The sequence below is a fragment of the Vibrio sp. PID23_8 genome, from assembly GCF_003584965.1.
GTDB lineage: Bacteria > Pseudomonadota > Gammaproteobacteria > Enterobacterales > Vibrionaceae > Vibrio.
In genome coordinates this window covers 513,810-539,650 of sequence record NZ_LIXE01000002.1, presented here as the reverse complement: position 1 = coordinate 539,650, position 25,841 = coordinate 513,810, and the positions used below count along the sequence as shown (strand labels likewise).

The following is a 25,841-nucleotide window of genomic DNA, read 5'->3' as shown; positions in this document are numbered from 1 at the left end:
AGAAGTTAAAGACGACAAGAAATAAACCTTGTTAACTAGGCTGTCTAGGTCGCCTAGTGTCGATAAGACTTGTATATGCGGGCGTTTGGGGTAACTCTTACGCCCGTCTGTTTGTCAATACTGTCTTTCTAGTTAAGTATTTTGCGATAAGTGCACTTACCTAGAATGATACAAACACCAAGCGGTGAATCGATGCCGTTTGCAGTAATTAATTGGTGACGAAGAACATGTCAAAACGTGATTTTTACGAAGTATTAGGCGTAAGCCGTGATGCCTCTGAGCGCGATATCAAAAAGGCGTACAAGCGTCTAGCGATGAAATACCACCCAGACCGTAATCAGGGTGATGATTCTGCTGCGGATAAGTTTAAAGAAGTAAAAGAAGCGTACGAAGTTCTGACCAGCCCGCAAAAGAAAGCGGCTTATGATCAATATGGTCATGCGGCTTTTGAACAGGGTGGTGGCGGCTTCGGCGGTGGCGGCTTTGGTGGCGGCTTTGGTGGCGGCAGCGCTGACTTCGGCGATATCTTCGGCGATGTATTTGGTGATATTTTTGGTGGTGGCCGTCGTGGCGGTGGTCAGCAGCGAGCTCAGCGTGGTGCGGACCTACGTTACAACATGGAACTGTCTTTAGAAGAAGCCGTTCGTGGGGTATCTAAAGAGATCGAAGTACCAACGTTGGTTCATTGTGATACTTGTGATGGTAGCGGCGCGAAGAAGGGCTCAACCGCTGAGACGTGTGGTACCTGTCATGGCCACGGTCAAGTACAGATGCGCCAAGGTTTCTTTGCTGTACAGCAGACCTGTCCTACCTGTCATGGTAAAGGAAAGATCATCAAAGACCCATGTAATGAATGTCATGGTCAAGGCCGCAAGCATAAAACCAAAACACTTAACGTTAAGATCCCTGCGGGTGTGGATACGGGTGACCGTATTCGTCTGTCTGGCGAAGGCGAAGCTGGGGAAATGGGCGCACCAGCCGGTGATTTGTATGTACAAGTTCACGTGAAAGAGCACCATATCTTTGAGCGTGACGGCAATAACCTGTACTGTGAAGTTCCTGTGAGCTTTGCAATGGCGGCATTAGGTGGTGAAGTAGAAGTTCCGACACTAGATGGCCGTGTGAACCTGAAAGTGCCAACAGAAACGCAAACAGGTCGTATGTTCCGTATGCGCGGTAAAGGCGTGAAAGGTGTCCGCAGTGGCGGTGTAGGCGATTTGATCGTCAAGCTAGTGGTAGAAACGCCAGTGAACCTAAGTTCTCGTCAAAAAGAACTGCTACGTGAATTTGAAGAGTCTTGTGGTGGTGATGCGGCAACTAAGCATAAGCCGAAGTCAGAAGGCTTTTTCAATGGCGTAAAGAAGTTCTTTGATGACCTAACTAGCTAATTGCTGACTAAGTTGAATTTAATAAGAAGCCCGCAGTTATGTGGGCTTTTTTATGTTTATTGGTTTATCTATTTAAGCAACGACATTTTAGTTCCAACAATCGCTTGGCGATTCAATATTGGTTGAAGTGATCGTTATTTTTTTGTCTTGGCCAGTAAAGCAGCTGTCGCTATCTTGTCCACGATCAGATTTAGCCGTAGCCGCAATTGTGTAAGCTGCTGTTGCAGAGCTTGTTACAGAAAATGAGAAGCGGTCTGTATCGGAATCGCAAATCGTGCAGCTCCCTCCAGAGATGACCCCACTCCAGTCATAATCACCGTTATAAGAACTCTCTAGCATCAGTTGAATACGGCTAAGATCACTTAAGGCCACAATCCGATGTGACTTCAGTGTGTGCTTTGTGTAAGACGGATAGGCGACCGCTGCAATGATCCCAATAATCACCACAGCGAGCAGTAATTCGATCAATGTCATCCCTTTAAGTTGTCTGTTGTATCCGTTGCAACCAGATATTCGAATCATGACGAGTAGTTTCCTTTTCACTTACTCGCCTATTTTTCTTAGGTGATAGCATAAGCGCAAGATGAATTACGGCCCTCTTGCCGTTTACATAGGAATTTGGGAAATGCTTCGCGGGTTTACGTTGTTAGAGCTTCTGATCACCATTGCAGTGGTGAGTGTTTTGTTGACTGCGGCAGCACCCTCTTTTCAAAATATTCTTGAAACCAACAAAATGCAGCGCTTAGCGAGTGAGTTGCATGGTTTTGTTATTCTAGGGAAATCGAAAGCGGTTTTGCGCCGTGAAAGGCTTTGGGCACATGTCATTATGTCAGGAGGTTCATCAAGTAACGGTGATTGGCGAATTGAACTCACGGATAACGGAGCTGAGGGGGCGGGTACGGTTTTATTGTCGTTTTCGGGAGAGCCATACAGCGATATTGTCGTCGATCCTAGCTATGCGTCCGATCAAATCAGCTTTGACGATGTTCATGGCCGCCCGTCTTCCGGCAACATTCGCTTTTACCCCGTTGGTGAATCTTCTAAAGCGTTAAAGCTAATCACTCACACTTTGTCTGCTCGTGTCCGAGTGTGTAGCGATAACAACAATACCGAGTTCTTCGGTTATTCAACGTGCTCCTAAGGAGGAGGAACATGTTTAATCAGAAAGGCGCGAGTCTTGTTGAATTTATGATTGCATCTTCTCTGGGGCTTGTGTCTCTCGCCATCGTTGGTTCTCTTTATATCGGTGGGCAGAAAATGGCGATGGAGAGAGCTAAGGAGTTGATGTTATTACAAAATACCATGAGCGTGTTACAGATGTTAAGAAGTGATATTCAGCGAGCTGGATTTGATGGCAAGGGCGGTAATTCAGTCAAAATCTCGGGTGCAAGCAATACGATTTACACCATTAATGACAGCGATAGAGGGCTGGTCGCTTACGCTTATCATGTAGGTTTTTCTGGTGCTGCACCGCTCTATAAGAGCGTGGTTTATGAGCAGAGGAGCATCACGCCGGAATCACTGTTTGTTTGTGAAAGAAAGCAAGCGTTGATATGGGATGTTAGTGAAGTAATCGCGTTGTCTGGTACTGGCTCATGTAACAGGCTTTTTGATAAGAAAACGATCCACGTTAACCGGTTTGATCTTGCTGAAGAAACGTTGAAAAATACTCAGGCTGAAAGTGCGTTGGTGACGATTACATTGGAAACGGAGCTAGTAGGGGCTACAGGTGTAAATACAGAGCAGTCGTTTACGGTGAAGCAAAGGAACTGGCAGTAATGAGAACACAACAAGGTGCTGCAGCATTATTGGTTGTCAGTGTATTGCTTGTCGCTGCACTGATGATGTCACTCGGCAGTTATAAATCGCTCTTTTATCAAATCAAGAGAGCCAATAATCAGATTGAAGCTAGGCAAGAGCATTGGCGCGCGGAAGGGGGATTGGAGTGTGCTTATGCAATAAATAAAGCTGATTTATCAGTAGCACCTAATTTGCAAGACTACTCTAACTGTTCACAAAGTACTGTTATTGCAACTCAGTCATTGATAGACCCTAAGTTTTATGAGTTATCTTCGAACGTAAATAACCGAGCTAAGGTGTTAAAAAGTATTGAAGTTATTGGCAGGCCCACCGGGGCTATTCAAGCACGCTCTGATTTGAAATTAATGGGTTCTTATCTTTTTACCCCTGAATTTGTCGCCCCTGATACGTGTGTATCTGTTCAATTTATGACCTCAGTGGCGATGGAGGGAACTTTTGTTACGACGAAACCTTTAGGAAAAACGTGCAGTTCAACTCACATGACCAACACTGCTCGTGCAGGGTTATGTGTTTTAGGAGATCCCAATTGTGATGATTCTGGTGGTATAAACGACTATCAAGTGAAAGTCACCGGTGATGATGCAGATTATATTGGTGATGAAAAGATGTTTGAGCATGATTTTATTCATGACTCTAAGCTCGATCCATTTGCAGCATTCTTTGGCTATCCTAGAGATCAGCTAACGGAGGTTAAAAATGGTTTTGTGGTCATTGACGGTAGTGTGGCAAGCAACTCGGGGGCAACACAAACCTGTGCTGATAAAATCACTGCGGCTTTTGCAACGAGCGATGCAGTTTGGGTTGTAGGTGATTGTGATCTTGAGAGTGGTCTTGGTGTTAGTGCAACAGCAAGGCCAAAACTTCTTGTAGTCGAAAATGGGTTATTGTCGGTTTTCGGATCAGGCTCTTTTCCTGGGACTGTCTATCACCTTTTCACTTCATCGGTCGGTGATATGACATCAAGATGGACATCTGAAGTTTCTGGTACTGCCCACATAGGGATTCTTTCTGCTACGGAAAAAGCAAAGCTAACATTTTTTTCTGGAGGATCATTTAAACCGGTTGGCGGATATGTTTTTGATACCGTAGGAGGCTTAAGTGTTTTTGGAGCGGCGGTTAATCTAGAGTTTGATTCGGCATCTGTACCAAATGATCACAAGAAAGTTCAATGGAAAAAGGGATCTTGGAATGATCTCCAAACAGCAGGGCTTTAGCCTAATCGAAATATTGATTTCTTTTCTTCTGCTTGGCGTTGGGGCTTTGGGGTTAACGAAATTGCAAATTTACATGGAACGCAAGTCTGATTATGCCATCCAAAGTATGGAGGCGTTGCGTTTAGCGGAAAATCAACTTGAGTGGTTTCGTACCCGCGGGGCATCCGCTGCGCTCTCAACGATTTCTACCGCTAGTTTTGCTTCCATCTCGACAGGATCTTCTGTTATTGGTAACTATACTGTGCAATGGGATGTGCCTGCGGCGACAGTCTCAGGCTCGTTAAAAACCATTACCATCACATCAAGCTGGCAAGACCGAACGGGAGAGACGCAATCGGTTGAATTGAAAACAATGATCTCTCGATACAGTGAATTTATAAACTAACCTGAGGGAATGACTGGTTAGTAAATGATTTTTGTCATAAGCATTGATGATTTTTATCGATAAATGTGCTGGTTAATAATGGGTTTGCGAACTGTTAATTTTGATGGTGTGCTACTGTTTTTTTTATGTTTAATTGATATGGCGTTTTTGCAAAATATGTCTCCAAATATGGAAAAAATCGTAGAACCTTGTGCTTTCTTTGTCATGATTGAATAAAATGCCCAGTTGAAAATAGGCCGTTATAATTATTCAAATAGGCCATGGCACCAACATCATTCATAATGGAGTTACCATGAGTAACCAAGCTGTCAATAAAACACCGTCACCAAAGCCGAGCGGGATGGACCGTTTCCTGAACTTTATCGAGCGAGCAGGTAACAAAATCCCTGATCCTGCGATTCTGTTCTTCTGGGCACTAATCATTACTTGGGCTGCGTCTGCACTTTTGTCGAATGTTTCTTTCGACCTTTTAAACCCTCGAACTGGCGAAGCTCTTACTATCACTAACCTTCTAACCGGTGAAGCTCTAGCAAATTTCCTTGCTAACATGGTGACGACGTTCACTGGCTTTGCGCCACTAGGTATCGTTCTTGTAGCGATGCTCGGTGTTGGTGTTGCCGATTCTTCTGGCTTCATCACCACAGGTCTTAAGAAGATGCTGAACTTCACACCAGCAAAACTTCTTACTCCAATGCTAATTCTTGTCGCAATCGTATCGCACACGGCGGCGGATGCGGGCTACGTTCTGGTTATTCCTCTAGGTGGTATTATCTTCCACGCAGCAGGTCGTCACCCTCTAGCGGGTATCGCAGCAGCGTTCGCAGGTGTATCAGGGGGGTTCTCTGCAAACTTCATCCCTTCAGGTATCGATCCGCTACTTGCAGGTTTTACACAAACAGCGGCACAGATTCTTGATCCTGAGTACGTAGTCAACCCACTAGCAAACATCTTCTTTACAGGTCTATCTTCAGTAATCATCGTTGCTATCGGTTGGTACGTAACAGAGAAAATCATCGAACCTCGTCTAGCGAATACGCCAGTTGACGAAGATGCAGAGAAAGCACCAGATCTAGGTACTTTCACTGAGCTTGAGTCTAAAGCGTTCCGTTACGCTGGTTGGGCAATGATGGCAGGTATCGCACTACTTGTTGTTGCGCTTATCCCAGAAAACTCTGCACTGCGTTCACCGGAAGGTGAGATCACTGCGTTTTCTGCGCCTGTAATGCGATCTATCGTTCCGTTGATCTTCATCCTATTCATCATTCCAGGTTACGTATACGGTAAAGTTTCTGGTACGTTTAAGACAAGCAACGACATCATCAAAGCGATGGCAGATACCATGTCTACAATGGGTGCGTACATTGTTATGTCGTTCTTCTGTGCACAGTTCCTATCTGCATTCGCGCAATCAAACATCGGTACGATGCTAGCGCTATACGGTGCGGAAGGTCTGAAAGCGATGAATTTACCAGGTGAAGCGACTATCATCGGTATGATTCTTCTAACGGCTTCTGTGAACCTGCTAATTGGTTCTGCATCAGCGAAGTGGGCACTAATTGGTCCAATCCTAGTGCCAATGCTAATGGCGGTAGGTATTTCTCCTGAGCTATCTCAAGCGGCATACCGTGTCGGTGACTCTGTATCGAACATCATTTCACCTCTGATGGTATTCTTCCCTCTAGTGGTGGTTTACTGTCAACGTTACGTGAAGTCGACAGGTATCGGTACACTAGCGTCTCTAATGATGCCATTCTCGATTGCAATGCTGATTGGTTGGTCTATTTTCCTAGTGGCTTACTGGATGCTAGGCATTCCTCTAGGTATTCAAGCACCTTACACTTACACGATGTAATTGCTATCCAACAAATTGAAAAGCGCAGGTCGAGGGGCCTGCGCTTTTTTTGCTTTTATCACCCTGAAAATGACGATGGCTTCTTCTGTAGCAACACAGAAGTTAGTGATACTATCTTTGTTCGATGAATCGTTATTTTCTCTGGAGTTCCTTTGTCTGACCTTTCTTTTACTTCTCAAGATGAATTGTTTATGCGCCGGGCTATGGCGCTTGCTGAGCAAGCTGAAGCGGAGGGGGAGGTACCTGTTGGCGCTGTTTTAGTTAAAGATGGTGAGATCATTGCGGAGGGCTGGAATCGTTCTATTTGTGCCCATGATGCGACTGCGCATGCTGAGATTCAGACATTACGTAAAGCTGGTGAGACGTTACAAAATTATCGCTTACTTGATACCACGTTGTACGTGACGTTAGAGCCGTGCCCTATGTGTGCGGGTGCGTTGCTGCACAGTCGAGTTAAGCGTGTGGTGTATGGTGCACCGGATCTCAAAGCGGGCGCAGCTGGAACCGTACTGAACCTGTTTGAAAGCCAAGCGGCTTATCATTATGCGACGGTAGAAAGCGGGTTACTGGAAGAAGAGTGCCGAACTCAGTTGCAAGCGTTTTTTAAACGTCGTCGAAAAGAAATCAAAGCAAAGAAACAAATGCAAAATGCGTTGGAGAATGGGCCACAATTGAACGATGAATAGAGAAAGGAATGCTAGTAAACCTCTAACGGATAGAGGTTTACTTCAAGTTATCACAGATTCACTAGGTGAATGAAAACCCGGGTACGCGCATTGATTTTCTTTTTCATACACGTGAGCTTGCGCTTACGGCGGTTTGCCGCCACGGTCTTATTTAAACGTTTTGACAGAACTCTGCGTTTTCTCATAACCAGAACCTCTTACAGACAACGAACACACTCTCCGACACTCACATTACGCAGCGCCCGATTCATGACCAATAGATGACATTCTTGTGATGCACGCACATGGATGAGGGTGACGTCAGAGCGGGTAGAGGGTGACCAATTGAGCTTCTCATTCCGGTATTTAGTACTATGGCTAAATAGTTATACAGGGGAAATGAGCTCGAAAGGTCGAATTCTAGAAAGTTTCTATCGTGGACTCAACAAAAAAATAGCGAGCAAAATGCTCGCTATTTTTGAAAGGTTTATTCTGGAACGGATTTGAGCTTTTCTTCGGACTCTGCTTTTGTTTCCTCCGCTCCTGATACTTGACCCGCGAAGGTATCCACGGCACTTGACATTAACAGATCAGGATTAAGAGGTGGAATCACTTGCAAGTCGTCAGTGCCTTCTTCAATTGAAGGTTTTTGGCTTACATGGCCAATGATTGACTGGTAGTAACGACGAATATTCTCGACATAATTACGTGCTTCGTCACCCCGGGCGTAACCGTAACGAGTTTGGCTGTAGAAACGTTTTTGACGAAGTAAAGGCAGCCGCTCTTTCACATCGGCCCACGCATTGGGATCGCCGCCTTGTGTCTTGGTTAGGCGTCGCGCATCCATCATATGGCCGTAACCCACGTTATAAGATGCCAGCGCAAACCAAATTTTCTCATGTTCATTAATGCTATCTGGAACACGATTTACAATCTGACGCAGGTATTCCACACCACCACGTACCGATTGCTCTGGGTCGAGACGATCGGTCACACCGACACTTTTCGCTGTTGGTAGGGTTAGCATCATCATGCCACGCACACCAGTTGGCGACTTCGCTTTAGGCTTCCAGTGTGACTCTTGGTATGCCAATGCAGCAATCAAGCGCCAGTCAAACTCTTCACCGTATTTTTGAAACAGCGGGGCCCATTTCGGCAGAGTATTATCCAAAGCACGAATAAAGGCACGAGTGTCGACGTAATCGAAGGCTTCAATATGACCAATGTACTTCTCTTCTAGTGTCGCTAGCTCACCAGATTGTTTAATGTTGCCGAAAAACTCGATCAACATAGCGTACAAGCTTTCATCTTCAGAGCGACGAGTAAACCAAGACACGGGTTGGTCTTCAGTCAGTTCAAACGCGAGCGCCAAATCAGGGTACAAACGTTGCGCTAAGGACAGTTCGACGGAGTCTGTGACGGTGAAGCGCAGTTCGCCAGTGGATACCTGTTTGAGTAGGTCTCGGGTATCGGCATTACCGACGATCTCAAATTGCAGATCCGGGTGTGCTTTCTGTAGTGAGGTAAGTGTCGGAACGTATTGAGATTGCTCAATAATCTTAAGGGTTTCAACACCAGTGGTTGAGTCTTCTTCGGAATTGTTGTCCTTGGTCGATTGGTAGTCGATCAACTGATGGATATGGCGTGGGCGAAGCTGACCTTTCTTATACACCACTTGTTGACTGACATAGTAGTAAGCCGGGCCAGGACGGAATCGTTGTACCGCTTGAGATGTTTGGTTGAGACCTGTCGTGATGATATCGATATCGCCTTTTTTTAGTGCAGGGAAAAGCTCAGCTTGGCGGAATGCGGGTTTGATCTCCAGTTTTACACCGAGTTGCTCAGCAAACTTGCGAGCCAGTTCGTAGTCCAAGCCCGCTGGACCATCAGGGCCAATATAGTAGGAGAGTTGATTATTTAGCGTGCCAACACGTAGGACTCCACGCTCTTGGATTTGCTCGAATTCATTTTTGGGTTCCGACTCAATCTGGCAGGCAGAAAGTAAAAGCACAGAAGCGAAAAGCAGGGCGCTGCGCTTGAATCGGTTGAGCTGACTTATTTGCATTAATTCGGTACGTCTCGATAAATTTCTAGTGCCTTTATATCAAAGCGCGCTGGTGGGGCAAAGAGAATCAGACAGATAGAGTGCGACATTGTCTGATTTATCGACATTTCTGCTGTAATTCAAATTTGACATAAAAAAACGCAAACGGTTGCTTTTGGTGTTACATCACAAAAACAATTGCTATATAATGCGCTCGCAACGAAGAGGTGAAATCGGCATAGGTTCGAAGTTTTGTTTTTTAACCCACTGAATTTATTCCAATATCACCTTAATCACTTGCAATAAGAGACCTAAGCACATGAGAATTTTGCGTGGCTCCCCAGCTCTTTCTGAGTTTCGTGTTAATAAGCTACTGGAACTGTGTCGTGAACAAGATCTGCCTGTAACGGGCATTTACGCTGAGTTTATGCACTTTGCGGATCTAAAGTCTGATCTTAATGACCAAGATTTAGAAAAACTGGAAAAGTTGCTGACTTACGGCCCAACGATCGAAGAACATGAGCCACAAGGTCTTTTACTTCTTGTTACTCCTCGCCCGGGCACGATTTCGCCTTGGTCTTCTAAATCTACTGACATCGCCATTAACTGTGGTCTAGACAGCGTAAAACGTCTAGAGCGCGGTACTGCGTATTATGTCGAAACATCATCTTCTCTTTCTGAGGCTCAAGTCGCTGATGTAAAAGCGCTTATCCATGACCGTATGATGGAAGTCGTGTTCACTGAGCTAGAAGCAGCATCAGCACTATTTACGGTTGCAGAGCCGGCTCCAGTGGCACACGTTGATATCCTTTCTGGCGGTCGTCTTGCGCTTGAAGAAGCAAACGTTTCCCTAGGTTTGGCGCTAGCCGAAGATGAAATTGATTACTTGGTAGAAAGCTTTACTAAGCTTGGTCGTAACCCGAACGACATCGAATTGATGATGTTTGCACAGGCGAACTCAGAGCACTGTCGTCACAAAATCTTTAACGCAGATTGGACGATCGACGGTGTTGACCAACCTAAGTCTCTGTTTAAGATGATCAAGAATACCTTTGAAACGACACCTGACCACGTACTTTCCGCTTATAAAGACAACGCAGCGGTCATGGCTGGCTCAAAAGTCGGTCGTTTCTTCCCTGATCCAAAAACACGTCAATACAACTACCATCACGAAGATGCACACATCTTGATGAAGGTAGAAACGCACAACCACCCAACCGCAATTTCTCCGTGGCCAGGCGCCTCTACTGGTTCTGGTGGTGAGATTCGTGACGAAGGCGCGACAGGTATCGGTGGTAAGCCCAAAGCTGGTCTGGTTGGTTTCACGACGTCTAACCTACGCATTCCTGGCTTTGAACAGCCATGGGAAACCGACTTCGGTAAGCCTGGTCGTATCGTTAATGCATTAGACATCATGCTGGAAGGTCCATTAGGTGGTGCGGCGTTTAACAACGAGTTTGGTCGCCCAAATCTACTGGGGTACTTCCGTACTTACGAAGAAAAAGTCACCTCACACGCAGGTGAAGAAGTTCGTGGTTACCACAAGCCAATCATGATTGCTGGTGGCATGGGTAACATCCGAGATGAGCACGTACAGAAGAAAGAGATCCCAGTCGGTGCGAGCCTAATCGTACTGGGCGGTCCTGCAATGAACATCGGTCTTGGTGGCGGTGCTGCTTCTTCAATGGCGTCAGGTCAATCAGCGGAAGATCTCGATTTCGCTTCAGTGCAGCGTGAAAACCCAGAGATGGAACGTCGTTGTCAAGAAGTGATTGACCGTTGTTGGCAGCTTGGTGAAGAGAACCCAATCGCATTCATCCACGACGTAGGTGCGGGCGGTATCTCTAACGCACTACCAGAGCTTGTCGATGATGGTGAGCGCGGTGGTAAATTCCAACTGCGTGATGTACCAAACGATGAGCCGGGCATGAGCCCTCTAGAAATCTGGTGTAACGAATCTCAAGAGCGTTACGTACTTGCAGTGGCACCAGAGAACTTGGCGGCGTTTGAAGCAATTTGTAAGCGAGAGCGCGCTCCGTATGCAGTAGTGGGTGTAGCAACAGAAGAGCGTCACCTAACGCTTGAAGATTCGCACTTCGACAATACGCCAATCGATATGCCAATGGATATCCTACTTGGCAAGCCGCCAAAAATGCACCGCGAAGCGACAACACTCAAAGTGGAAAGCCCAGCGATGGTTCGTGACGGTATCGAACTTAATGAAGCCGTAGATCGCGTACTTCGCCTTCCAACTGTGGCTGAAAAAACATTCCTTATCACCATCGGTGACCGCACGGTAACGGGTCTGGTTGCTCGCGACCAAATGGTGGGCCCTTGGCAGGTGCCAGTAGCAAACTGTGCAGTCACTGCAGCAAGTTACGACACTTACCACGGCGAAGCGATGTCGATGGGTGAGCGCACGCCAGTGGCACTGCTAGACTTCGGTGCGTCAGCACGTCTCGCGGTAGGTGAATCACTCACTAACATTGCAGCGACAGACATCGGTGATATTAAACGCATTAAACTGTCGGCTAACTGGATGTCCCCAGCCGGCCACCCAGGTGAAGATGCAGGTCTATACGAAGCGGTAAAAGCGGTAGGTGAAGAATTGTGTCCTGCGCTTGGTTTGACTATCCCTGTTGGTAAAGACTCAATGTCGATGAAGACAAAGTGGGAGGAGAACGGCGAGAACAAAGAAGTCATTTCGCCATTATCGCTTGTTATTACTGCATTTGGTCGTGTGGAAGATATTCGCAAGACAGTGACGCCTCAGCTGCGTCTCGACAAAGGCGACTCATCTCTCGTTCTTGTCGATTTAGGTAACGGTAAGAACCGTCTAGGTGCAACGGCACTAGCACAAGTTTACAAGCAACTTGGCGACAAGCCTGCTGACGTAGATAATGCGGAGCAACTAAAAGGCTTCTTCGATGCGATGCAAACGCTAGTTCGTGATGACAAGCTAGTGGCTTACCACGATAAAGGCGATGGTGGCCTATTGGTCACGCTAGCAGAAATGGCGTTTGCTGGTCACTGCGGTGTAAAAGCGAATATTCAAGATCTTGGCGACGATACGTTAGCGGCACTATTTAACGAAGAACTTGGCGCGGTTGTACAAGTTAAGAATGATGATCTTGATTTGGTTCTCTCTACGCTTGCGGTATATGGGCTTGAAGCGTGTTCACACGTGATTGGTCGTGTAGAAGAATCCGATGATTTTGTTATCACATCGGGTGATGCAGTTCTGCTTGAGCGTTCTCGTACTGAGCTACGTACTATTTGGGCTGAAACCACACATAAGATGCAAGGTCTACGTGACAACCCAGCATGTGCTGACCAAGAGTTTGAAGCGAAGAAAGACAACTCGGACCCAGGTCTGAACGTGAAGTTAAGCTTTGACGTGAATGAAGACATCGCCGCGCCATACATTGCAAAAGGTGCTAAGCCTAAGATGGCAATCCTACGTGAGCAGGGCGTTAACTCTCACGTTGAAATGGCAGCAGCCTTTGACCGAGCTGGCTTTGAAGCAACGGATATCCATATGAGTGACATCCTAACGGGTCAAACCGTTCTGGATGAATACCAAGGTTTAGTTGCTTGTGGTGGCTTCTCTTACGGTGACGTACTTGGTGCAGGGGAAGGCTGGGCGAAGTCTATTCTATTCAACGTGCAAGCTCGTGAGCAGTTCCAAACCTTCTTCAACCGTGACAACACTTTCTCTCTAGGTGTGTGTAACGGCTGTCAGATGCTATCGAACCTAAAAGAGCTGATTCCTGGCGCTGACCTATGGCCGCGTTTTGTTCGCAACGAATCAGAGCGCTTCGAAGCACGTTTCAGTCTCGTAGAAGTTCAGAAGTCAGACTCAGTATTCTTCGATGGTATGGCGGGTTCTCGTATGCCAATTGCCGTATCACACGGTGAAGGTCGTGTAGAAGTGCGTGATGCAGACCACCTAGCGGCGATTGAAGCCTCTGGTACGGTTGCTGTTCGTTACGTGGACAACCATGGTAACCAGACGCAACAATACCCGAACAACCCGAATGGTTCGCCAAACGCGATTACGGGTCTAACGACTCAAGATGGTCGCGTGACTATCATGATGCCGCACCCTGAGCGTGTATTCCGCACCGTGGCTAACTCATGGTCGCCAGAAGGTTGGGGCGAGAACGGTGCTTGGATGCGTATGTTCCAAAACGCACGTAAGAACATCGGTTAATCCAGCTAATCCATGAAATAGAAAAAAGCGCAGATCCGAAAGGTCTGCGCTTTTGTTTGTACCAAGAAAAATGCACATATAGCATTAAAAAAGTCGCGCAAAGACGAATCAATTGTGCTCTAATACCGCGCTTACCAAGGGATGGTGTTAAACAGCTCAGCTTAGATGGAGTTATCAGTTGACCGAATCCCTGATTAATCCCTAAATCCCTTAGGAAATGAAATACATGTCTAAAAATCCAAAATTTGCTATCCGCCTAACTGAAAAACGTAACGGTTGGAGCGCAGAGATCACTCGTCAAGTAACGTCTCGCAAGGTTGTTGTATCAAAACGTGAAACTGGTTTTGACAGCGAAGCGAAGGCTCAAGCTTGGGCTGAACAAGAGCTAGCGGGCTTCATTCAAAACCAAGTGGTTCGCAATGAACGTAAAGCGGCTCAACGCCAAGAGCGCGAAGCAGAGCAGCTTGCAGCACAAGTTCGCAAAGAAGAAGCTCGTAAAGCTCGCGACACCGCTGAAGACGAATAATCGTTACAAAAAAGCCCTGATAGTTCAGGGCTTTGTTTTATCTAGCATTTCATTATTGCTGAGTGTCTAGTGGGATTTGTCCGGTAGTCACTTGGTCAACGTCAAACTCCGTCAACTCTTCAATATAGCTTTCTACCGTCTGTTCCACGATCTCATCATCTTGCTTGAAGTAGGCAATATGGAAGATGGCGTCTCCTTCGTTAACCAAAGGCAGCGTTTGCTGACCGATGACAATACCGCCTTTTGGTGCTAGCAGCTCTAGCTCGTCATGACCTAGTGGTGAACTGATGTAGGCGAGTGTTTCACCTTCTTCTACTTTGTCACCTAAGTTAACGACAGTACGCAGAATACCATTGCCTGATGCACGAACCCAGCGCGTCGATTTTGCAATAATAGGCTCTGGCAGTTTCTTACGGCTCGCGCGTAGCATGCCGATCGCTTGCATTACACGTTGCACACCTAATACGCCTGCACTGATCGACAGTGGATCAAAACGCAATGCTTCACCCGCTTCGTAAGTCAGAACCGGGATGTCACACTTCTCTGCTTCACTGCGAAGAGAACCGTCACGCAGTGCGGAGTCGACAATGACTGGTGTTGCAAATGCTTTTGCAATACGAAGCGTGTCCGGGTTGCTCAGGTTAGCGCGAATCTGTGGCAAGTTAGTGCGGTGAATCGCACCTGTGTGAAGATCCAGAATGTAATCACAGCGGTTGACAATGTTGTTAAAGAAGCCATAAGCCATACGTGATGCTAGCGCGCCTTTTTCACTACCAGGGAAGCAACGGTTTAAATCACGACGGTCTGGCAGGTAACGAGACTTATGGATAAAGCCGAATACGTTCACGATAGGCACAGCAATCACGGTACCTTTCAGTTTTTGTGGGTCTAATTGGTTAATCATCTGACGAACGATTTCTACGCCATTTAGCTCATCACCATGGATTGCCGCGTTTACCATTAGTACCGGCCCTTCCTGTTTACCATGAATAATTTCCACAGGAATAGAAAGCGGAGAGTGCGTGTAAAGCTGCGCCGCTTCAAACTCAGTCTCTAGTCGCGTTCCTGGTTGTATTTGATGCCCTAACAGTTCAAATACTTTGCTTTTTTTACTTCTGGCCATAAACCATCTCTGTCAAATAAGTTAGCATCAATGTAACAACTGGTTCAAAATCACACTAATCATTCTGTTTAAGGATACGATAAATAACTTTAATCAATAAGGTTAAAATTTCACCACATGTTGTGGTTAAATTGCGTTTTGTATTTAACTACCTGATTAGTCATGCTAATTGTAATGTTTATTTTGCCTTTATTATTCGTGGTATGAATAAATGAGTATTAAAAACAATACAGCGATTTTTTTACTGAAAATCCGTCTTTTATCATTAGGCGTTATCGGCTAATATTCGCGCCGAAATTTTGACCTAGTTTTTATATAGAGGCTTTGATGAAAAAGGCGATCGCTAAAATTGGTGCGATGACTGCAGTAGCAGTATCACTTTCTGGCTGTGTAGGCAGCAACGCAGTAACGGGCTACGTTATGGGCTTTAATCTAAAAGCAGTAGACAACCGTTACGCTCGTGGTGGTCTAAACATGCTAATGGCGCCAATTTACGGTATTTCGGTTGCAGCTGACTACATTGTATTTAACTCGCTAGAGTTCTGGACTGGTAAAAACCCACTAAACGGTAAGCCACACATCTTTGATACTAAGATGGACACTTACATTGACGTAAACCACCAGTTAGATAAGTCTTTAACGACGGCTCCAATCGGGCCTCTAACGAACAACCGTGTAATCGAACAAGGCCAAATGCAGCAACTTGACGAAAACACAGTTGAAATGGATATCACTTACAACAACGGCGAGAAAGCGACCCTAATGGGTGTGCGCGACGGTGAATTTGTTACTTACTACATCGATGGTGAAGTGGTAGCCACAACTTCTATGGATGAGCTGGCAGCATACGCACAGACTCGTGCATAATTCGCGATTTGTGGATAATGAAAAGGGTGCGTCGGCACCCTTTTTTTGTGTCTATTGTATTGGTCTAGGTGAACTCAGACATTAAGCTTTACGCTTTCTCAGGAATGGCTTCTAGTAGTGCAACCATTTGATCCCAGAACAGCTGAACAGTATCGATCTTCACTTTTTCATCTGGAGAGTGGGGGAACTTGATGGTTGGGCCGAAAGAAACCATATCCATATTAGGGTAAGGTTCTTTGAATAAACCACACTCAAGACCTGCGTGAATGACCATAATGTTTGGTTTGTGGCCGTAAATGCCTTCGTACATATCACGGAAGATTGCCATGATTTCGGAATCAGCATCCGGCTTCCAACCAGGGTATGCACCTGAGAATTCGATTTGTGCTCCAGCAAGTTCTGCCACTGAGTGCAGCATGCCTTCGACTTGGCTGCGGCCTGAATCGATCAGAGAACGGATTAAGCAAAGTACCGTCACTTTATTCTCTGCTGTTGTGATAACACCAACGTTCAACGAGGTCTCAACCACGCCTTCGATCTCGTCACTCATGCGAATTACGCCGTTCGGGCAGGCATTGAGTGCGGCGATAAAACGCTGTTGATCGGCGACTGTGAATGCTTGTGCGTCCGTTGCGAACTCTTCGTTGAAAGTGACGATACCTGTTTCAACTTTACCAAGTTCGGCTTTTAGAAGCTCAGTGTAGTAGCTGAATAACTCTGCGAGTTTGTCTTGATTTTCTGCAGGAAGTGCAACCGTTACGAATGCTTCACGAGGGATCGCGTTACGTAGACTACCGCCGCGGAAATCGACTAGACGAAGATCTAACTCTTGCGCGTGACCCGCTAGGAAACGAGCAATCAGTTTGTTTGCGTTACCGCGACCGGTGTGGATGTCACAACCAGAGTGACCACCTTTTAGGCCTTTAAGCGTTAACTGACGAGTAACAAAGCCTGCCGGGATGGCATCGCGAGCGATATCGAATGACATTGCACCGTCGATACCGCCAGCACACCCCATGTACACTTCACCTTCTTGCTCAGAGTCTGTGTTCAGCAGGATATCGCCTTCCAACCAGCCTGCTTCAAGCCCAAATGCGCCCGTCATGCCAGCTTCTTCATCGATCGTCAGTAGAACTTCGATAGGACCATGTTGGATTTCAGTAGAAGCAAGAACCGCAAGACAAGAAGCCATACCGATGCCGTTATCAGCACCAAGCGTTGTTCCTTTTGCAGTTACCCATTCGCCATCAATGTATGGCTGGATAGGATCTATAGTGAAGTCGTGATCAGTGTCTTCGTTCTTTTGTGGCACCATATCGATGTGTGCTTGAAGCACCACACCTTTCTTGTTCTCCATGCCAGGTGTAGCTGGCTTTTTAATAAACACGTTGCCAGTGGGATCGCGACGTACGTCAAAACCTTGCTCCGTAGCCCAGTTAACAATGTACTGAGCGAGCGCTTCTTCATGTTTTGAAGGATGAGGAATGGAACAAATCTTATCGAAGAACTGCCAAAGTGGAGCAGGTGATAAGGTACTGATCTCAGAATGGAATTCAGACACGGAGGACTCCTTTTGATGTGTTTTGCCAAATATGTGTCGCAAAAATATTTTATGTCTAGCAGTACATGCTAGTTAGTATTGGCTTTAAATTGGAATCAAGCATACCACCAGAACGATATCGCGAGTAGTCGTCAGGAAAAGGAATTCTAACGTAGGTATCTCCTTTCTCGGCGAAGAAGTCATTAATAGGAGGTGAAGTTAAGTGCATATCATTTGAAAAAGCCATCAAATTACAGTCAACTCTTTTGTAATTAACTTTCACATAAGCTTTTAATGTGGTGTTTTTTTGAGTTTTGCGTGATGTAGCTCACTATAAATGTTGTAATTTAATTTCTTAATGGTATATTTGTAACCAGCTTTTTAAAGAAGAATGAAATGCTCAAAGGATGAGTCCGTTTATCGCCTCCAAGGAACCGAGAAATCAACGACAGTATTAATTGATTTAGAAGGTGATATTTATGAAAGGTTTACCAAGTGCAATGTTCTGGAATAACAAATCTGTTTATACCGGTAACTTTGTATACCCAACAAGCTTTGGTTACTAATTGCAACCAACGCATGTGACTCGAACAGTTTGTTCACCCCTATAAATTGGAATTTTTTTTCAGTAATAGTGCTGACATGATTCACCGCCACTCATTTTGAGTGGCGTTTTTTTATCTTTTTTTTCGTTTCCGGCTACTTTCTCACCACCAAAGCTCTTTTCTGTTACCACTGCCCCGCTTACCCCAATTACCAGCCAAATAATTAAGTGTTTTAGGTTGAAAAGTTGGTATTTTTATTTGGAAGTTTAATACATTGTTCACTTTGTACACATCGCCTTAAATAGCGTATTCGTCTATTACTGTTTGTTTATTAAGGTATAAACTCTACGAGCGCTTCAGGTTCTACCGAATGAATTGCATATCCAAAGAAAAAAATGCATTAGAGTGAAAATTCTATCTGGAATTTGTTATTTGATAACTTTATAATCCCAGCCAATCGATTACGCAACCGTTTACTTTTTATCTTTACAGGATTCGAACATGCTCGAAAGGCTATTTAAACTTAGTGAAAACGGCACCAATGTGCGCACTGAGATCATCGCAGGTATTACTACTTTCCTTACCATGGCTTACATCATTTTTGTAAACCCGACGATTCTTGCGGATGCAGGTATGGATCGTGGCGCTGTATTTGTTGCGACGTGTCTTGCCGCTGCGATTGGCTGTTTCATAATGGGCTTAGTTGCTAATTACCCAATTGCTCAAGCTCCGGGCATGGGTTTGAATGCGTTTTTCACCTATTCTGTTGTGTTGGGTATGGGCTATACCTGGCAAGTGGCGTTAGCTGCTGTATTCGTTTCTGGTTTGCTTTTCATTGCATTGAGTGTGTTTAAGATCCGTGAATGGATCATCAATTCGATTCCTCTTTCTTTGCGTACAGGTATTTCTGCTGGTATCGGTCTTTTTCTTGCATTTATCGCGCTTAAAAATGCAGGCATCGTAGTTGATAACCCAGCGACACTGGTTTCTATGGGCAACATCACGTCACTTCAATCAGTGCTTGCGGCGATTAGTTTTTTCCTTACTATTGCTTTAGTTCACCGTGGTGTAAAAGGCGCGGTAATGATCGCCATTCTTGGCGTAACGGCGTTAGGTCTTATCTTTGGTGATGTGCAATGGGGCGGAGTCATGTCCGCACCACCAAGTTTAGCTCCAACGTTCATGCAGTTAGACTTCTCTGGCTTATTTGAAGTTGGCATGATTTCAGTCGTATTTGCTTTCTTATTCGTGGATTTGTTCGATACGGCAGGCACGCTAGTCGGTGTGTCTCAAAAAGCGGGACTAACTGACGAAAACGGTAACATTCCTCGTCTAAACAAAGCGCTACTAGCTGACTCAACGGCGACATCTGTCGGTGCGTTGCTAGGTACATCAAACACCACATCTTACATTGAGAGTGTGTCAGGTGTGGCAGCAGGTGGTCGTACGGGTCTAACAGCCGTGGTTGTTGGTGTGCTGTTCCTCCTTGCTCTATTGTTCTCGCCACTAGCGGGAATGATCCCAGCTTACGCGACATCTGGCGCGCTGTTTTACGTAGCTATCCTGATGCTTTCTGGGCTTGTCGGTATCGACTGGCGTGACCTAACAGAAGCCGCTCCGGTAGTGGTTACCTGTCTAGTTATGCCTCTGACTTTCTCTATCGCAGAAGGTATCACGTTAGGCTTCATCGCTTACGCCGCTATCAAGTTGTTCAGTGGTAAAGGCCGTGACGTATCGATGAGTGTGTGGGTTATGTCTGCCATCTTCATCGTGAAATACATCGTAGGTTAATCCGGTTTGAAAAAAGCCAGTGTGGATGTTGGTTCGCACTGGCTTTTTGTTTTTTTGGGATTTTCCCCGGTAATACCCATCGCAGTAAGTCAGTGATCAGAGTTAGCGTAGGAAAAAACGTTTGGAAATAAGGTGAAATTTTCGATAAGTAGTTATTCTACAATCAAAATTTTAAACGAAGTTATCGAGCGTTATAACAAGCTAGAATGACCAGTTATTTACTACGATTGGTAGAATACATTCACTTCTTCATTTTGTGTTGTTCACCGAATACGATTTTTCTGCGCAATAAGCGGAGAATTTTGATATCAGCGTTGGTATTACGGAAGTGTTTCGGTAGAATAATCGTTTGCGCAGCTTGAAACCCCCATTTCCTCTGGTGTGGAAAATTTAGTGAGATGTGTCCAATTCAGTACATCAAGCTAGGTAGAGGGGATGCATATTTTGAAATTATTAGGTTATTACAATGAGTAAAAAATTCATTATCACTTGGGATGCGATGCAGTCTTACTGCCGTGAACTGGCTGAGAAACAAATGCCAGCTGAGCAATGGAAAGGTATTTGGGCGGTAAGCCGCGGTGGTTTGGTTCCTGGTGCAATCTTGGCTCGTGAGTTAGGTATTCGTTACGTTGATACAATCTGTATCTCAAGCTACGACCACGATCACCAACGTGACATGACCGTGCTAAAAGCACCGGAAGGTGATGGCGAAGGTTACCTAATTATTGAAGACCTAGTAGATAGCGGCGACACAGCGCGTAAACTACGTGAAATGTACCCGAAAGCAAAACTTATCGCGGTATGTGCGAAACCGTCTGGAAAAGAACTGCTTGATGACTATGTAGTCGATATCGCTCAAGATACTTGGATTGAACAGCCATGGGATATGTCTATCCAGTACGCTGAGCCGGTAAACCGCAAGCAAAAGTAATTGGATACGAAGAATCTTGAGAAATGCCCCTTTATAGGGGCATTTTTTTTATTATTATTAAAGCTATTGCTAACAGCCTAGAGTTCTTCCTATGTCAGAAGACGTCAGTAAAAACCTTTCCGAAGCTTTGTTTGCCAATCATAAACAGGCGAAAGAAACGTCCGCACTTACTCAGTACATGCCGACCAGCCAAAAGATTCTTGATGAACGAGAAGGGAGTGATGATAGTGCCTGGTATCGCCACCTGAGACGTTTACAGTGGGCTTGGCAGGGGGTATCTCCCATAGAGATAGAAGGCGTTTTATCAAAAATTGCTTCTTCTCCTCACTCTCGCACTCAAGATAGATGGCTAGATACGGTGATGGGGTATCACAGCGGTAACTGGACATTTGAGTGGATAAAATTAGGTATGGAGCATCAACGACGTGCAAAAGATCTCAGTGGTGAGGAAGCGGCTGATGAGTTGTTTTCGGCATCGCTGTGTTTTAGCATTGCAGGTTATCCTCACCTAAAAAATGACAACTTAGCGCTACAGGCTCAAGTGCTAGCGAACAAAGCCTATTCGGAAGCCTCTGAAAAGACGCAATACACGATTAAGCAGATTGAAGTGCCTTATCAAAAGCATAAGATCATTGCGAACTTGCATCTGCCACGTACCGATAAGCAATTGCCAGTGGTGATGGTGAGTGCGGGTTTAGATAGCTTGCAAACCGACATGTGGCGACTTTTCCGTGATCACTTAGCGCCAAAAGGCATTGCCATGTTGACCGTGGATATGCCTTCGGTAGGTCATAGCTCACACTGCCCATTGACCGAAGACTCAAGTTGTGTGCATCAGGCCGTACTTAACGAACTCTATTCTGTTCCCTGGGTTGATCATCATAAAGTGGGTTTGGTTGGTTTCCGCTTTGGTGGTAACGCCATGATCCGTCTTTCTTTTATCGAACAAGAGAAGATCAAAGCTTGCGTGTCGTTAGGGGCGCCTGTCCATGATTTGTTTACTTCGCCGAAGAAGTTGCAGCAGATGCCCAAGATGTATTTAGACTTACTAGCTTCACGTTTAGGAAAGAGTGCGGTCGATATCAACAGCATGGCCGGACAAATGATGGCGTGGTCATTGAAAGTGCAGGGTTTTTTGAGCAGCCGTAGAACCAAAGTACCAATCCTTGCCTTGAGTTTAGAGGGCGACCCGATTTCTCCTCACAGTGATAATCAGTTGGTGGCACTGTTTAGCCAGTATGGTCAGGCGAAGAAAATCAGTTCCAAAACAATTACAAAAGGATATGAGCAATCCCTCGATTTAGCCATAAAGTGGTTAGAAGATGAACTATTGAGATGACAAAGAGCCTAATTTAGTGAAGAGTAATGCAGTTGAGCAAAAAACATGCTCATTACAATTAAATAATTTACTGGGTAGTAGATATCCTCACTATAGAAACGGAGATTCTTATGTCAGAGACGAGTCAAAGCCCGACCCATTTTCGCTTGATGTCAAAGTTAAAGGCGGTAGGGCCTTACCTACGCGAACCACAATCACAGGAAGGGAGGTATTATTTTGATTGCCTATCAGTCTGTGTAGACGACAAAAAGTCACCTGAACAACGTGAGTTTTGGGGCTGGTGGATGGATTTGGAGTCCATCGAAAGTGGCTTTACGGCTAAGTACCATATCGGCAAGTATAATCAAGAAGGCGAGTGGGAATCAGAGTCATTACCCAAAAAAGTCGTTGAAGAAGTGTACTTAACTCAAAACATCTTTCACAAAAAGCTTGTAGAGACAATGAGTGAATATTTCAAATTGGAAGTGGAATATCACACCGAGTCGTTTGACTTTGCCTAATTTGACTGATTTACTCTTCCCTAAGACAAAAAGGTGCGTTTTCGCACCTTTTCTGCTTGTTAAATCCCCATTTGATTGCTAAAACATCCACTCTTTATTTGTTTTTCATTTCAGAAGACATCATGACAACGAATCAACAGAATGCAGTTGTTTCACAACCACAGACCGTCGTTGTGAAACTGGGAACAAGTGTGCTGACAGGCGGTACTTTGGCGTTAGACCGTGCTCACATGGTAGAGCTGGCTCGTCAATGTGCGGAGCTAAAAAAACAAGGCCATTCAGTCGTAATGGTTTCGTCTGGTGCAATTGCAGCAGGCCGAGAGCATCTTGGATACCCCGCGCTGCCCAATGCGATGGCGAGCAAACAGTTGCTTGCTGCTGTGGGTCAGAGCCGCTTGATTCAAACATGGGAGTCACTGTTTGGCATTTACGGTATTAAAATTGGTCAAATGCTGCTGACTCGCGCAGATTTAGATGATCGTGAGCGCTTCCTTAACGCGCGTGACACTATTAACGCACTGGTAGCAAACGACATTATTCCTATCGTTAACGAAAACGACGCAGTAGCAACGAACGAAATCAAAGTGGGTGACAACGATAACTTGTCTGCTTTGGTGGGGATTTTGTGTGGTGCAGATAAATTATTACTCCTCACTGACCAAAAAGGCTTGTTTACCGCAGACCCGCGTAAAGACCCAAATGCAGAGCTGATCAAAGAGGTGAAAACCATCGATGATACTTTACGTAAAATTGCAGGTGGCAGCGGAACAATGCTCGGTACTGGCGGTATGGCAACCAAACTCCAAGCCGCAGACATTGCTCGCCGAGCCGGTATTGAGGTAATTATTGCTGCAGGTAGTGCGCCAAACGTGATTTTTGATTCGTTGAGCCCAGAGCCACAAGGCACCCGTTTCCTACCTTGCTCAGAAGCACTAGAAAACCGTAAGCGTTGGATCCTTGCGGGTCCTGCCGCTAGTGGTGACATCGTGATCGATGACGGTGCAGTTAATGCGGTGGTAGGCACGGGCAGTAGTTTGTTAGCGAAAGGTGTGATCAAAGTTAGTGGTGATTTCGCGCGTGGTGAAGTCGCACGTGTCACCAACTCGCACGGTAAGTTAGTTGCCCGTGGTATCAGCGCTTACTCAAGTGAAGACTTAGCGAAAATTGCCGGTAAGCACAGTAAAGATATCATCTCTATTTTGGGGCATGACTACGGCTCGGAAGTGATTCATCGCGATGATCTTGTTGTTATTCAAGAATAGAATTTGAGGGAAGCAAAGTGGATTTAACGAATATGGGGAAAGCTGCCAAAGATGCAGCTTTCGAGCTAGCGACGGCGTCAACTGCACAGAAGAACCAAGCGCTAGCCATCATCGCGGATGAGCTAGAAGCAAATGCTGCAACAATTTTGGCTGCCAACGCAAAAGACATCGAACTGGGCCGTGAAGCAGGTCTAACAGACGCGCTGCTTGATCGTCTCCTACTGAATGAAGAGCGCCTAATTGGCATAGCAAATGACGTTCGTAACGTTATCAGCCTAAATGACCCAGTCGGTAGCGAAATTGACAGTAAAGTACTAGAAAACGGCATGTCACTGTCTCGTCGTCGCGTTCCTCTTGGTGTCGTGGGTGTGATTTACGAAGCGCGGCCAAACGTAACTATCGATATTGCGGCACTGTGTCTGAAAACGGGTAACGCTAGTATTCTACGTGGTGGTAAAGAGACCTTCTTCTCGAACATGGAGTTGGTGAAAGTTATCCAATTGGCGCTAGCGAAAGCGAACTTGCCTGCGGCATCTGTTCAGTATATTGAAAAGCCTGACCGTGAGTTGGTTTCTCAATTGCTTAAACTGGATGATTACGTCGATATGATCATTCCACGTGGTGGCGCTGGTCTACACAAAATGTGTAAAGAGAACAGCACGATTCCAGTCATCATTGGCGGTTTTGGTATCAGTCATATTTTCGTCGATGAATCAGCGGAACTAGAAAAATCGCTAAACGTGGTTGAGAACTCAAAAGTTCAACGCCCATCGGCATGTAACTCATTAGATACACTGTTAGTACACGAGAAGGTAGCAGCGCAATTCTTATCAATGATTGTTGATCGCATGAACGACAAAGTGACGTTCGTTGCAGAGCCAAAAGCAAAAGCACTAATGGCACAAGCGAAACACATTCGCGATGCCGGTGAAGGTGATTTTGATACGGAATGGTTAAGTTACACGCTTGGCGTAAAAGTGGTTGCTGACGTGAAAGAAGCGATTGACCATATGCGTGTTCACAATGCGAGCCATTCCGATGCAATCATGACCAATAGCCTGGAAAATGCTGAATGGTTTATTAACTCAGTGGGCTCTGCTGCAGTATACGTAAACGCGGCGACGCGCTTTACTGATGGAGCACAATTCGGTTTAGGTGCAGAAGTGGCAGTATCCACTCAGAAACTGCACGCGCGTGGGCCGATGGGTTTAGAAGAGCTAACCAGTTACAAATGGGTAGGTAAAGCGAACTACCTTGTACGTAGTTAACTGATATTGATTGAAAAAGGGGCAGTAATGCCCCTTTTTGTTTTCTCTAACATGGCAATTCCGCTACACTAGTCTTGCTTTTAGGACGAACTTGAAAGCACTTTATTTGGAGGTGATATGCATTGTCCTTTTTGTTCTGAGAACGATACAAAAGTAATTGATTCCCGCTTAGTTGCGGACGGCCACCAGGTGCGCCGCCGTCGTCAGTGTTTGGCATGTAATGAACGTTTTACTACGTTTGAAACCGCGGAATTGGTGATGCCAAAAGTGATTAAGTCGAATGGAAACCGTGAACCGTTTGATGAAGACAAAATGGTAGGCGGCATTCAACGAGCTTTAGAAAAACGTCCAGTGAGTGCGGATGCGATAGAGCTAGCCATTAGCATGATTAAATCGCAGTTGCGTGCCACTGGTGAGCGCGAAGTTCCGAGTGAAATGATTGGTAATTTAGTGATGGATCAACTCAAAGAGTTGGATAAAGTCGCTTACATCCGTTTTGCCTCGGTTTATCGCAGTTTCGAAGATATCCGAGAGTTCGGTGAAGAAATTGCTCGCCTCGAAGACTGA

General features: G+C 45.6%; 21 protein-coding genes. 17 read left to right on the top strand and 4 right to left on the bottom strand.

What is annotated here, in order from left to right:
- Nucleotides 1-227: 227 nt before the first annotated feature.
- The gene (gene dnaJ / locus AK966_RS06470; RefSeq protein WP_119463748.1) at nt 228-1,388 is read left to right on the top strand and encodes a molecular chaperone DnaJ; all 1,161 of its coding nucleotides are present in this window, start codon (nt 228-230) and stop codon (nt 1,386-1,388) included.
- Nucleotides 1,389-1,475: 87 nt separating this feature from the next.
- On the opposite strand, the gene AK966_RS06465 is transcribed toward dnaJ, so the two are convergent.
- On the bottom strand, nt 1,476-1,910 hold the full coding sequence (locus tag AK966_RS06465) for a type IV pilin protein (protein ID WP_119463747.1): 435 nt from the start codon (nt 1,908-1,910) through the stop codon (nt 1,476-1,478).
- Nucleotides 1,911-2,013: 103 nt separating this feature from the next.
- Here AK966_RS06465 and AK966_RS06460 point away from each other — a divergent pair, with 103 nt between their 5' ends.
- From AK966_RS06460 to tadA, 6 genes are all read left to right on the top strand, one after another.
- Nucleotides 2,014-2,529, top strand: coding sequence for a GspH/FimT family pseudopilin (locus tag AK966_RS06460; protein WP_182852597.1), 516 nt, complete (start codon nt 2,014-2,016; stop codon nt 2,527-2,529).
- Between the two features lie 11 nt (nt 2,530-2,540).
- A complete protein-coding gene (locus AK966_RS06455) occupies nt 2,541-3,167 on the top strand; it encodes a PilW family protein (RefSeq protein WP_119463745.1) in 627 nt (208 codons plus the stop codon).
- A complete protein-coding gene (locus AK966_RS06450; RefSeq protein ID WP_119463744.1) occupies nt 3,167-4,423 on the top strand; it encodes a hypothetical protein in 1,257 nt (418 codons plus the stop codon). The genes AK966_RS06455 and AK966_RS06450 overlap by 1 nt, the downstream gene beginning before the upstream one ends.
- Nucleotides 4,398-4,808 carry a prepilin-type N-terminal cleavage/methylation domain-containing protein gene (locus tag AK966_RS06445; protein ID WP_119463743.1) on the top strand — a complete coding sequence of 137 codons (411 nt, stop codon included), beginning with the start codon at nt 4,398-4,400 and terminating at the stop codon, nt 4,806-4,808. The genes AK966_RS06450 and AK966_RS06445 overlap by 26 nt, the downstream gene beginning before the upstream one ends.
- A gap of 292 nt (nt 4,809-5,100) precedes the next feature.
- The gene (locus AK966_RS06440) at nt 5,101-6,660 is read left to right on the top strand and encodes an AbgT family transporter (RefSeq protein WP_099081112.1); all 1,560 of its coding nucleotides are present in this window, start codon (nt 5,101-5,103) and stop codon (nt 6,658-6,660) included.
- A 152-nt stretch (nt 6,661-6,812) separates the two neighbouring features.
- Entirely contained in the window at nt 6,813-7,346 is a 534-nt protein-coding gene (tadA, locus tag AK966_RS06435; protein ID WP_099081111.1) for a tRNA adenosine(34) deaminase TadA, read from the top strand.
- A gap of 466 nt (nt 7,347-7,812) precedes the next feature.
- On the opposite strand, the gene mltF is transcribed toward tadA, so the two are convergent.
- Complete coding sequence (gene mltF, locus AK966_RS06425; RefSeq protein ID WP_119463742.1) at nt 7,813-9,390, bottom strand: membrane-bound lytic murein transglycosylase MltF; 1,578 nt, start codon at nt 9,388-9,390, stop codon at nt 7,813-7,815.
- A gap of 298 nt (nt 9,391-9,688) precedes the next feature.
- On the opposite strand from mltF, the gene purL reads away from it, so the two are divergent.
- Nucleotides 9,689-13,582 (top strand): phosphoribosylformylglycinamidine synthase, encoded by a 3,894-nt coding sequence (purL, locus tag AK966_RS06420; protein ID WP_119463741.1) that lies wholly within the window; start codon nt 9,689-9,691, stop codon nt 13,580-13,582.
- Nucleotides 13,583-13,808: 226 nt separating this feature from the next.
- Complete coding sequence (locus tag AK966_RS06415; protein WP_099081107.1) at nt 13,809-14,108, top strand: DUF3622 domain-containing protein; 300 nt, start codon at nt 13,809-13,811, stop codon at nt 14,106-14,108.
- 52 nt (nt 14,109-14,160) lie between these two features.
- Here AK966_RS06415 and AK966_RS06410 read toward each other — a convergent pair whose 3' ends face one another.
- Nucleotides 14,161-15,231: a succinylglutamate desuccinylase/aspartoacylase family protein gene (locus AK966_RS06410; RefSeq protein ID WP_119463740.1), complete on the bottom strand. Its 1,071-nt coding sequence runs from the start codon at nt 15,229-15,231 to the stop codon at nt 14,161-14,163.
- A 327-nt stretch (nt 15,232-15,558) separates the two neighbouring features.
- On the opposite strand from AK966_RS06410, the gene AK966_RS06405 reads away from it, so the two are divergent.
- Nucleotides 15,559-16,098 carry a DUF3332 domain-containing protein gene (locus AK966_RS06405; RefSeq protein WP_099081105.1) on the top strand — a complete coding sequence of 180 codons (540 nt, stop codon included), beginning with the start codon at nt 15,559-15,561 and terminating at the stop codon, nt 16,096-16,098.
- An 88-nt stretch (nt 16,099-16,186) separates the two neighbouring features.
- Here the strand turns inward: AK966_RS06405 and AK966_RS06400 are convergent, their stop codons facing one another.
- Nucleotides 16,187-17,659 carry an aminoacyl-histidine dipeptidase gene (locus tag AK966_RS06400; protein WP_119463739.1) on the bottom strand — a complete coding sequence of 491 codons (1,473 nt, stop codon included), beginning with the start codon at nt 17,657-17,659 and terminating at the stop codon, nt 16,187-16,189.
- 1,025 nt (nt 17,660-18,684) lie between these two features.
- Between AK966_RS06400 and AK966_RS06395 the strand changes: the two genes are divergently transcribed.
- The 7 genes from AK966_RS06395 (at nt 18,685) to nrdR (ending at nt 25,841) form a co-directional block, all read left to right on the top strand.
- Nucleotides 18,685-19,974, top strand: coding sequence for an NCS2 family permease (locus AK966_RS06395; protein ID WP_099081103.1), 1,290 nt, complete (start codon nt 18,685-18,687; stop codon nt 19,972-19,974).
- Nucleotides 19,975-20,440: 466 nt separating this feature from the next.
- The gene (gene tet(34) / locus AK966_RS06390; protein WP_005447605.1) at nt 20,441-20,905 is read left to right on the top strand and encodes an oxytetracycline resistance phosphoribosyltransferase domain-containing protein Tet(34); all 465 of its coding nucleotides are present in this window, start codon (nt 20,441-20,443) and stop codon (nt 20,903-20,905) included.
- 91 nt (nt 20,906-20,996) lie between these two features.
- Nucleotides 20,997-22,244 (top strand): esterase FrsA, encoded by a 1,248-nt coding sequence (frsA, locus tag AK966_RS06385; RefSeq protein WP_099081102.1) that lies wholly within the window; start codon nt 20,997-20,999, stop codon nt 22,242-22,244.
- A gap of 110 nt (nt 22,245-22,354) precedes the next feature.
- Nucleotides 22,355-22,744 (top strand): sigma factor-binding protein Crl, encoded by a 390-nt coding sequence (gene crl, locus AK966_RS06380; protein ID WP_099081101.1) that lies wholly within the window; start codon nt 22,355-22,357, stop codon nt 22,742-22,744.
- A 122-nt stretch (nt 22,745-22,866) separates the two neighbouring features.
- Nucleotides 22,867-24,006 (top strand): glutamate 5-kinase, encoded by a 1,140-nt coding sequence (gene proB / locus AK966_RS06375; RefSeq protein WP_099081100.1) that lies wholly within the window; start codon nt 22,867-22,869, stop codon nt 24,004-24,006.
- Between the two features lie 17 nt (nt 24,007-24,023).
- Nucleotides 24,024-25,274: a glutamate-5-semialdehyde dehydrogenase gene (locus AK966_RS06370; RefSeq protein ID WP_099081099.1), complete on the top strand. Its 1,251-nt coding sequence runs from the start codon at nt 24,024-24,026 to the stop codon at nt 25,272-25,274.
- Between the two features lie 117 nt (nt 25,275-25,391).
- Nucleotides 25,392-25,841 carry a transcriptional regulator NrdR gene (gene nrdR, locus AK966_RS06365; protein ID WP_099080884.1) on the top strand — a complete coding sequence of 150 codons (450 nt, stop codon included), beginning with the start codon at nt 25,392-25,394 and terminating at the stop codon, nt 25,839-25,841.

Bases quoted from the DNA above. Each gene is read 5' to 3' on its own strand.
- mltF (WP_119463742.1), bottom strand. From the start codon at position 9,390: ATGCAAATAAGTCAGCTCAACCGATTCAAGCGCAGCGCCCTGCTTTTC.
- crl (WP_099081101.1), top strand. From the start codon at position 22,355: ATGTCAGAGACGAGTCAAAGCCCGACCCATTTTCGCTTGATGTCAAAG.
- dnaJ (WP_119463748.1), top strand. From the start codon at position 228: ATGTCAAAACGTGATTTTTACGAAGTATTAGGCGTAAGCCGTGATGCC.
- proB (WP_099081100.1), top strand. From the start codon at position 22,867: ATGACAACGAATCAACAGAATGCAGTTGTTTCACAACCACAGACCGTC.
- purL (WP_119463741.1), top strand. From the start codon at position 9,689: ATGAGAATTTTGCGTGGCTCCCCAGCTCTTTCTGAGTTTCGTGTTAAT.
- AK966_RS06445 (WP_119463743.1), top strand. From the start codon at position 4,398: ATGATCTCCAAACAGCAGGGCTTTAGCCTAATCGAAATATTGATTTCT.
- nrdR (WP_099080884.1), top strand. From the start codon at position 25,392: ATGCATTGTCCTTTTTGTTCTGAGAACGATACAAAAGTAATTGATTCC.
- AK966_RS06460 (WP_182852597.1), top strand. From the start codon at position 2,014: ATGCTTCGCGGGTTTACGTTGTTAGAGCTTCTGATCACCATTGCAGTG.
- frsA (WP_099081102.1), top strand. From the start codon at position 20,997: ATGTCAGAAGACGTCAGTAAAAACCTTTCCGAAGCTTTGTTTGCCAAT.
- AK966_RS06455 (WP_119463745.1), top strand. From the start codon at position 2,541: ATGTTTAATCAGAAAGGCGCGAGTCTTGTTGAATTTATGATTGCATCT.
- AK966_RS06395 (WP_099081103.1), top strand. From the start codon at position 18,685: ATGCTCGAAAGGCTATTTAAACTTAGTGAAAACGGCACCAATGTGCGC.
- AK966_RS06440 (WP_099081112.1), top strand. From the start codon at position 5,101: ATGAGTAACCAAGCTGTCAATAAAACACCGTCACCAAAGCCGAGCGGG.
- AK966_RS06465 (WP_119463747.1), bottom strand. From the start codon at position 1,910: ATGATTCGAATATCTGGTTGCAACGGATACAACAGACAACTTAAAGGG.
- AK966_RS06405 (WP_099081105.1), top strand. From the start codon at position 15,559: ATGAAAAAGGCGATCGCTAAAATTGGTGCGATGACTGCAGTAGCAGTA.
- AK966_RS06410 (WP_119463740.1), bottom strand. From the start codon at position 15,231: ATGGCCAGAAGTAAAAAAAGCAAAGTATTTGAACTGTTAGGGCATCAA.
- AK966_RS06450 (WP_119463744.1), top strand. From the start codon at position 3,167: ATGAGAACACAACAAGGTGCTGCAGCATTATTGGTTGTCAGTGTATTG.
- AK966_RS06415 (WP_099081107.1), top strand. From the start codon at position 13,809: ATGTCTAAAAATCCAAAATTTGCTATCCGCCTAACTGAAAAACGTAAC.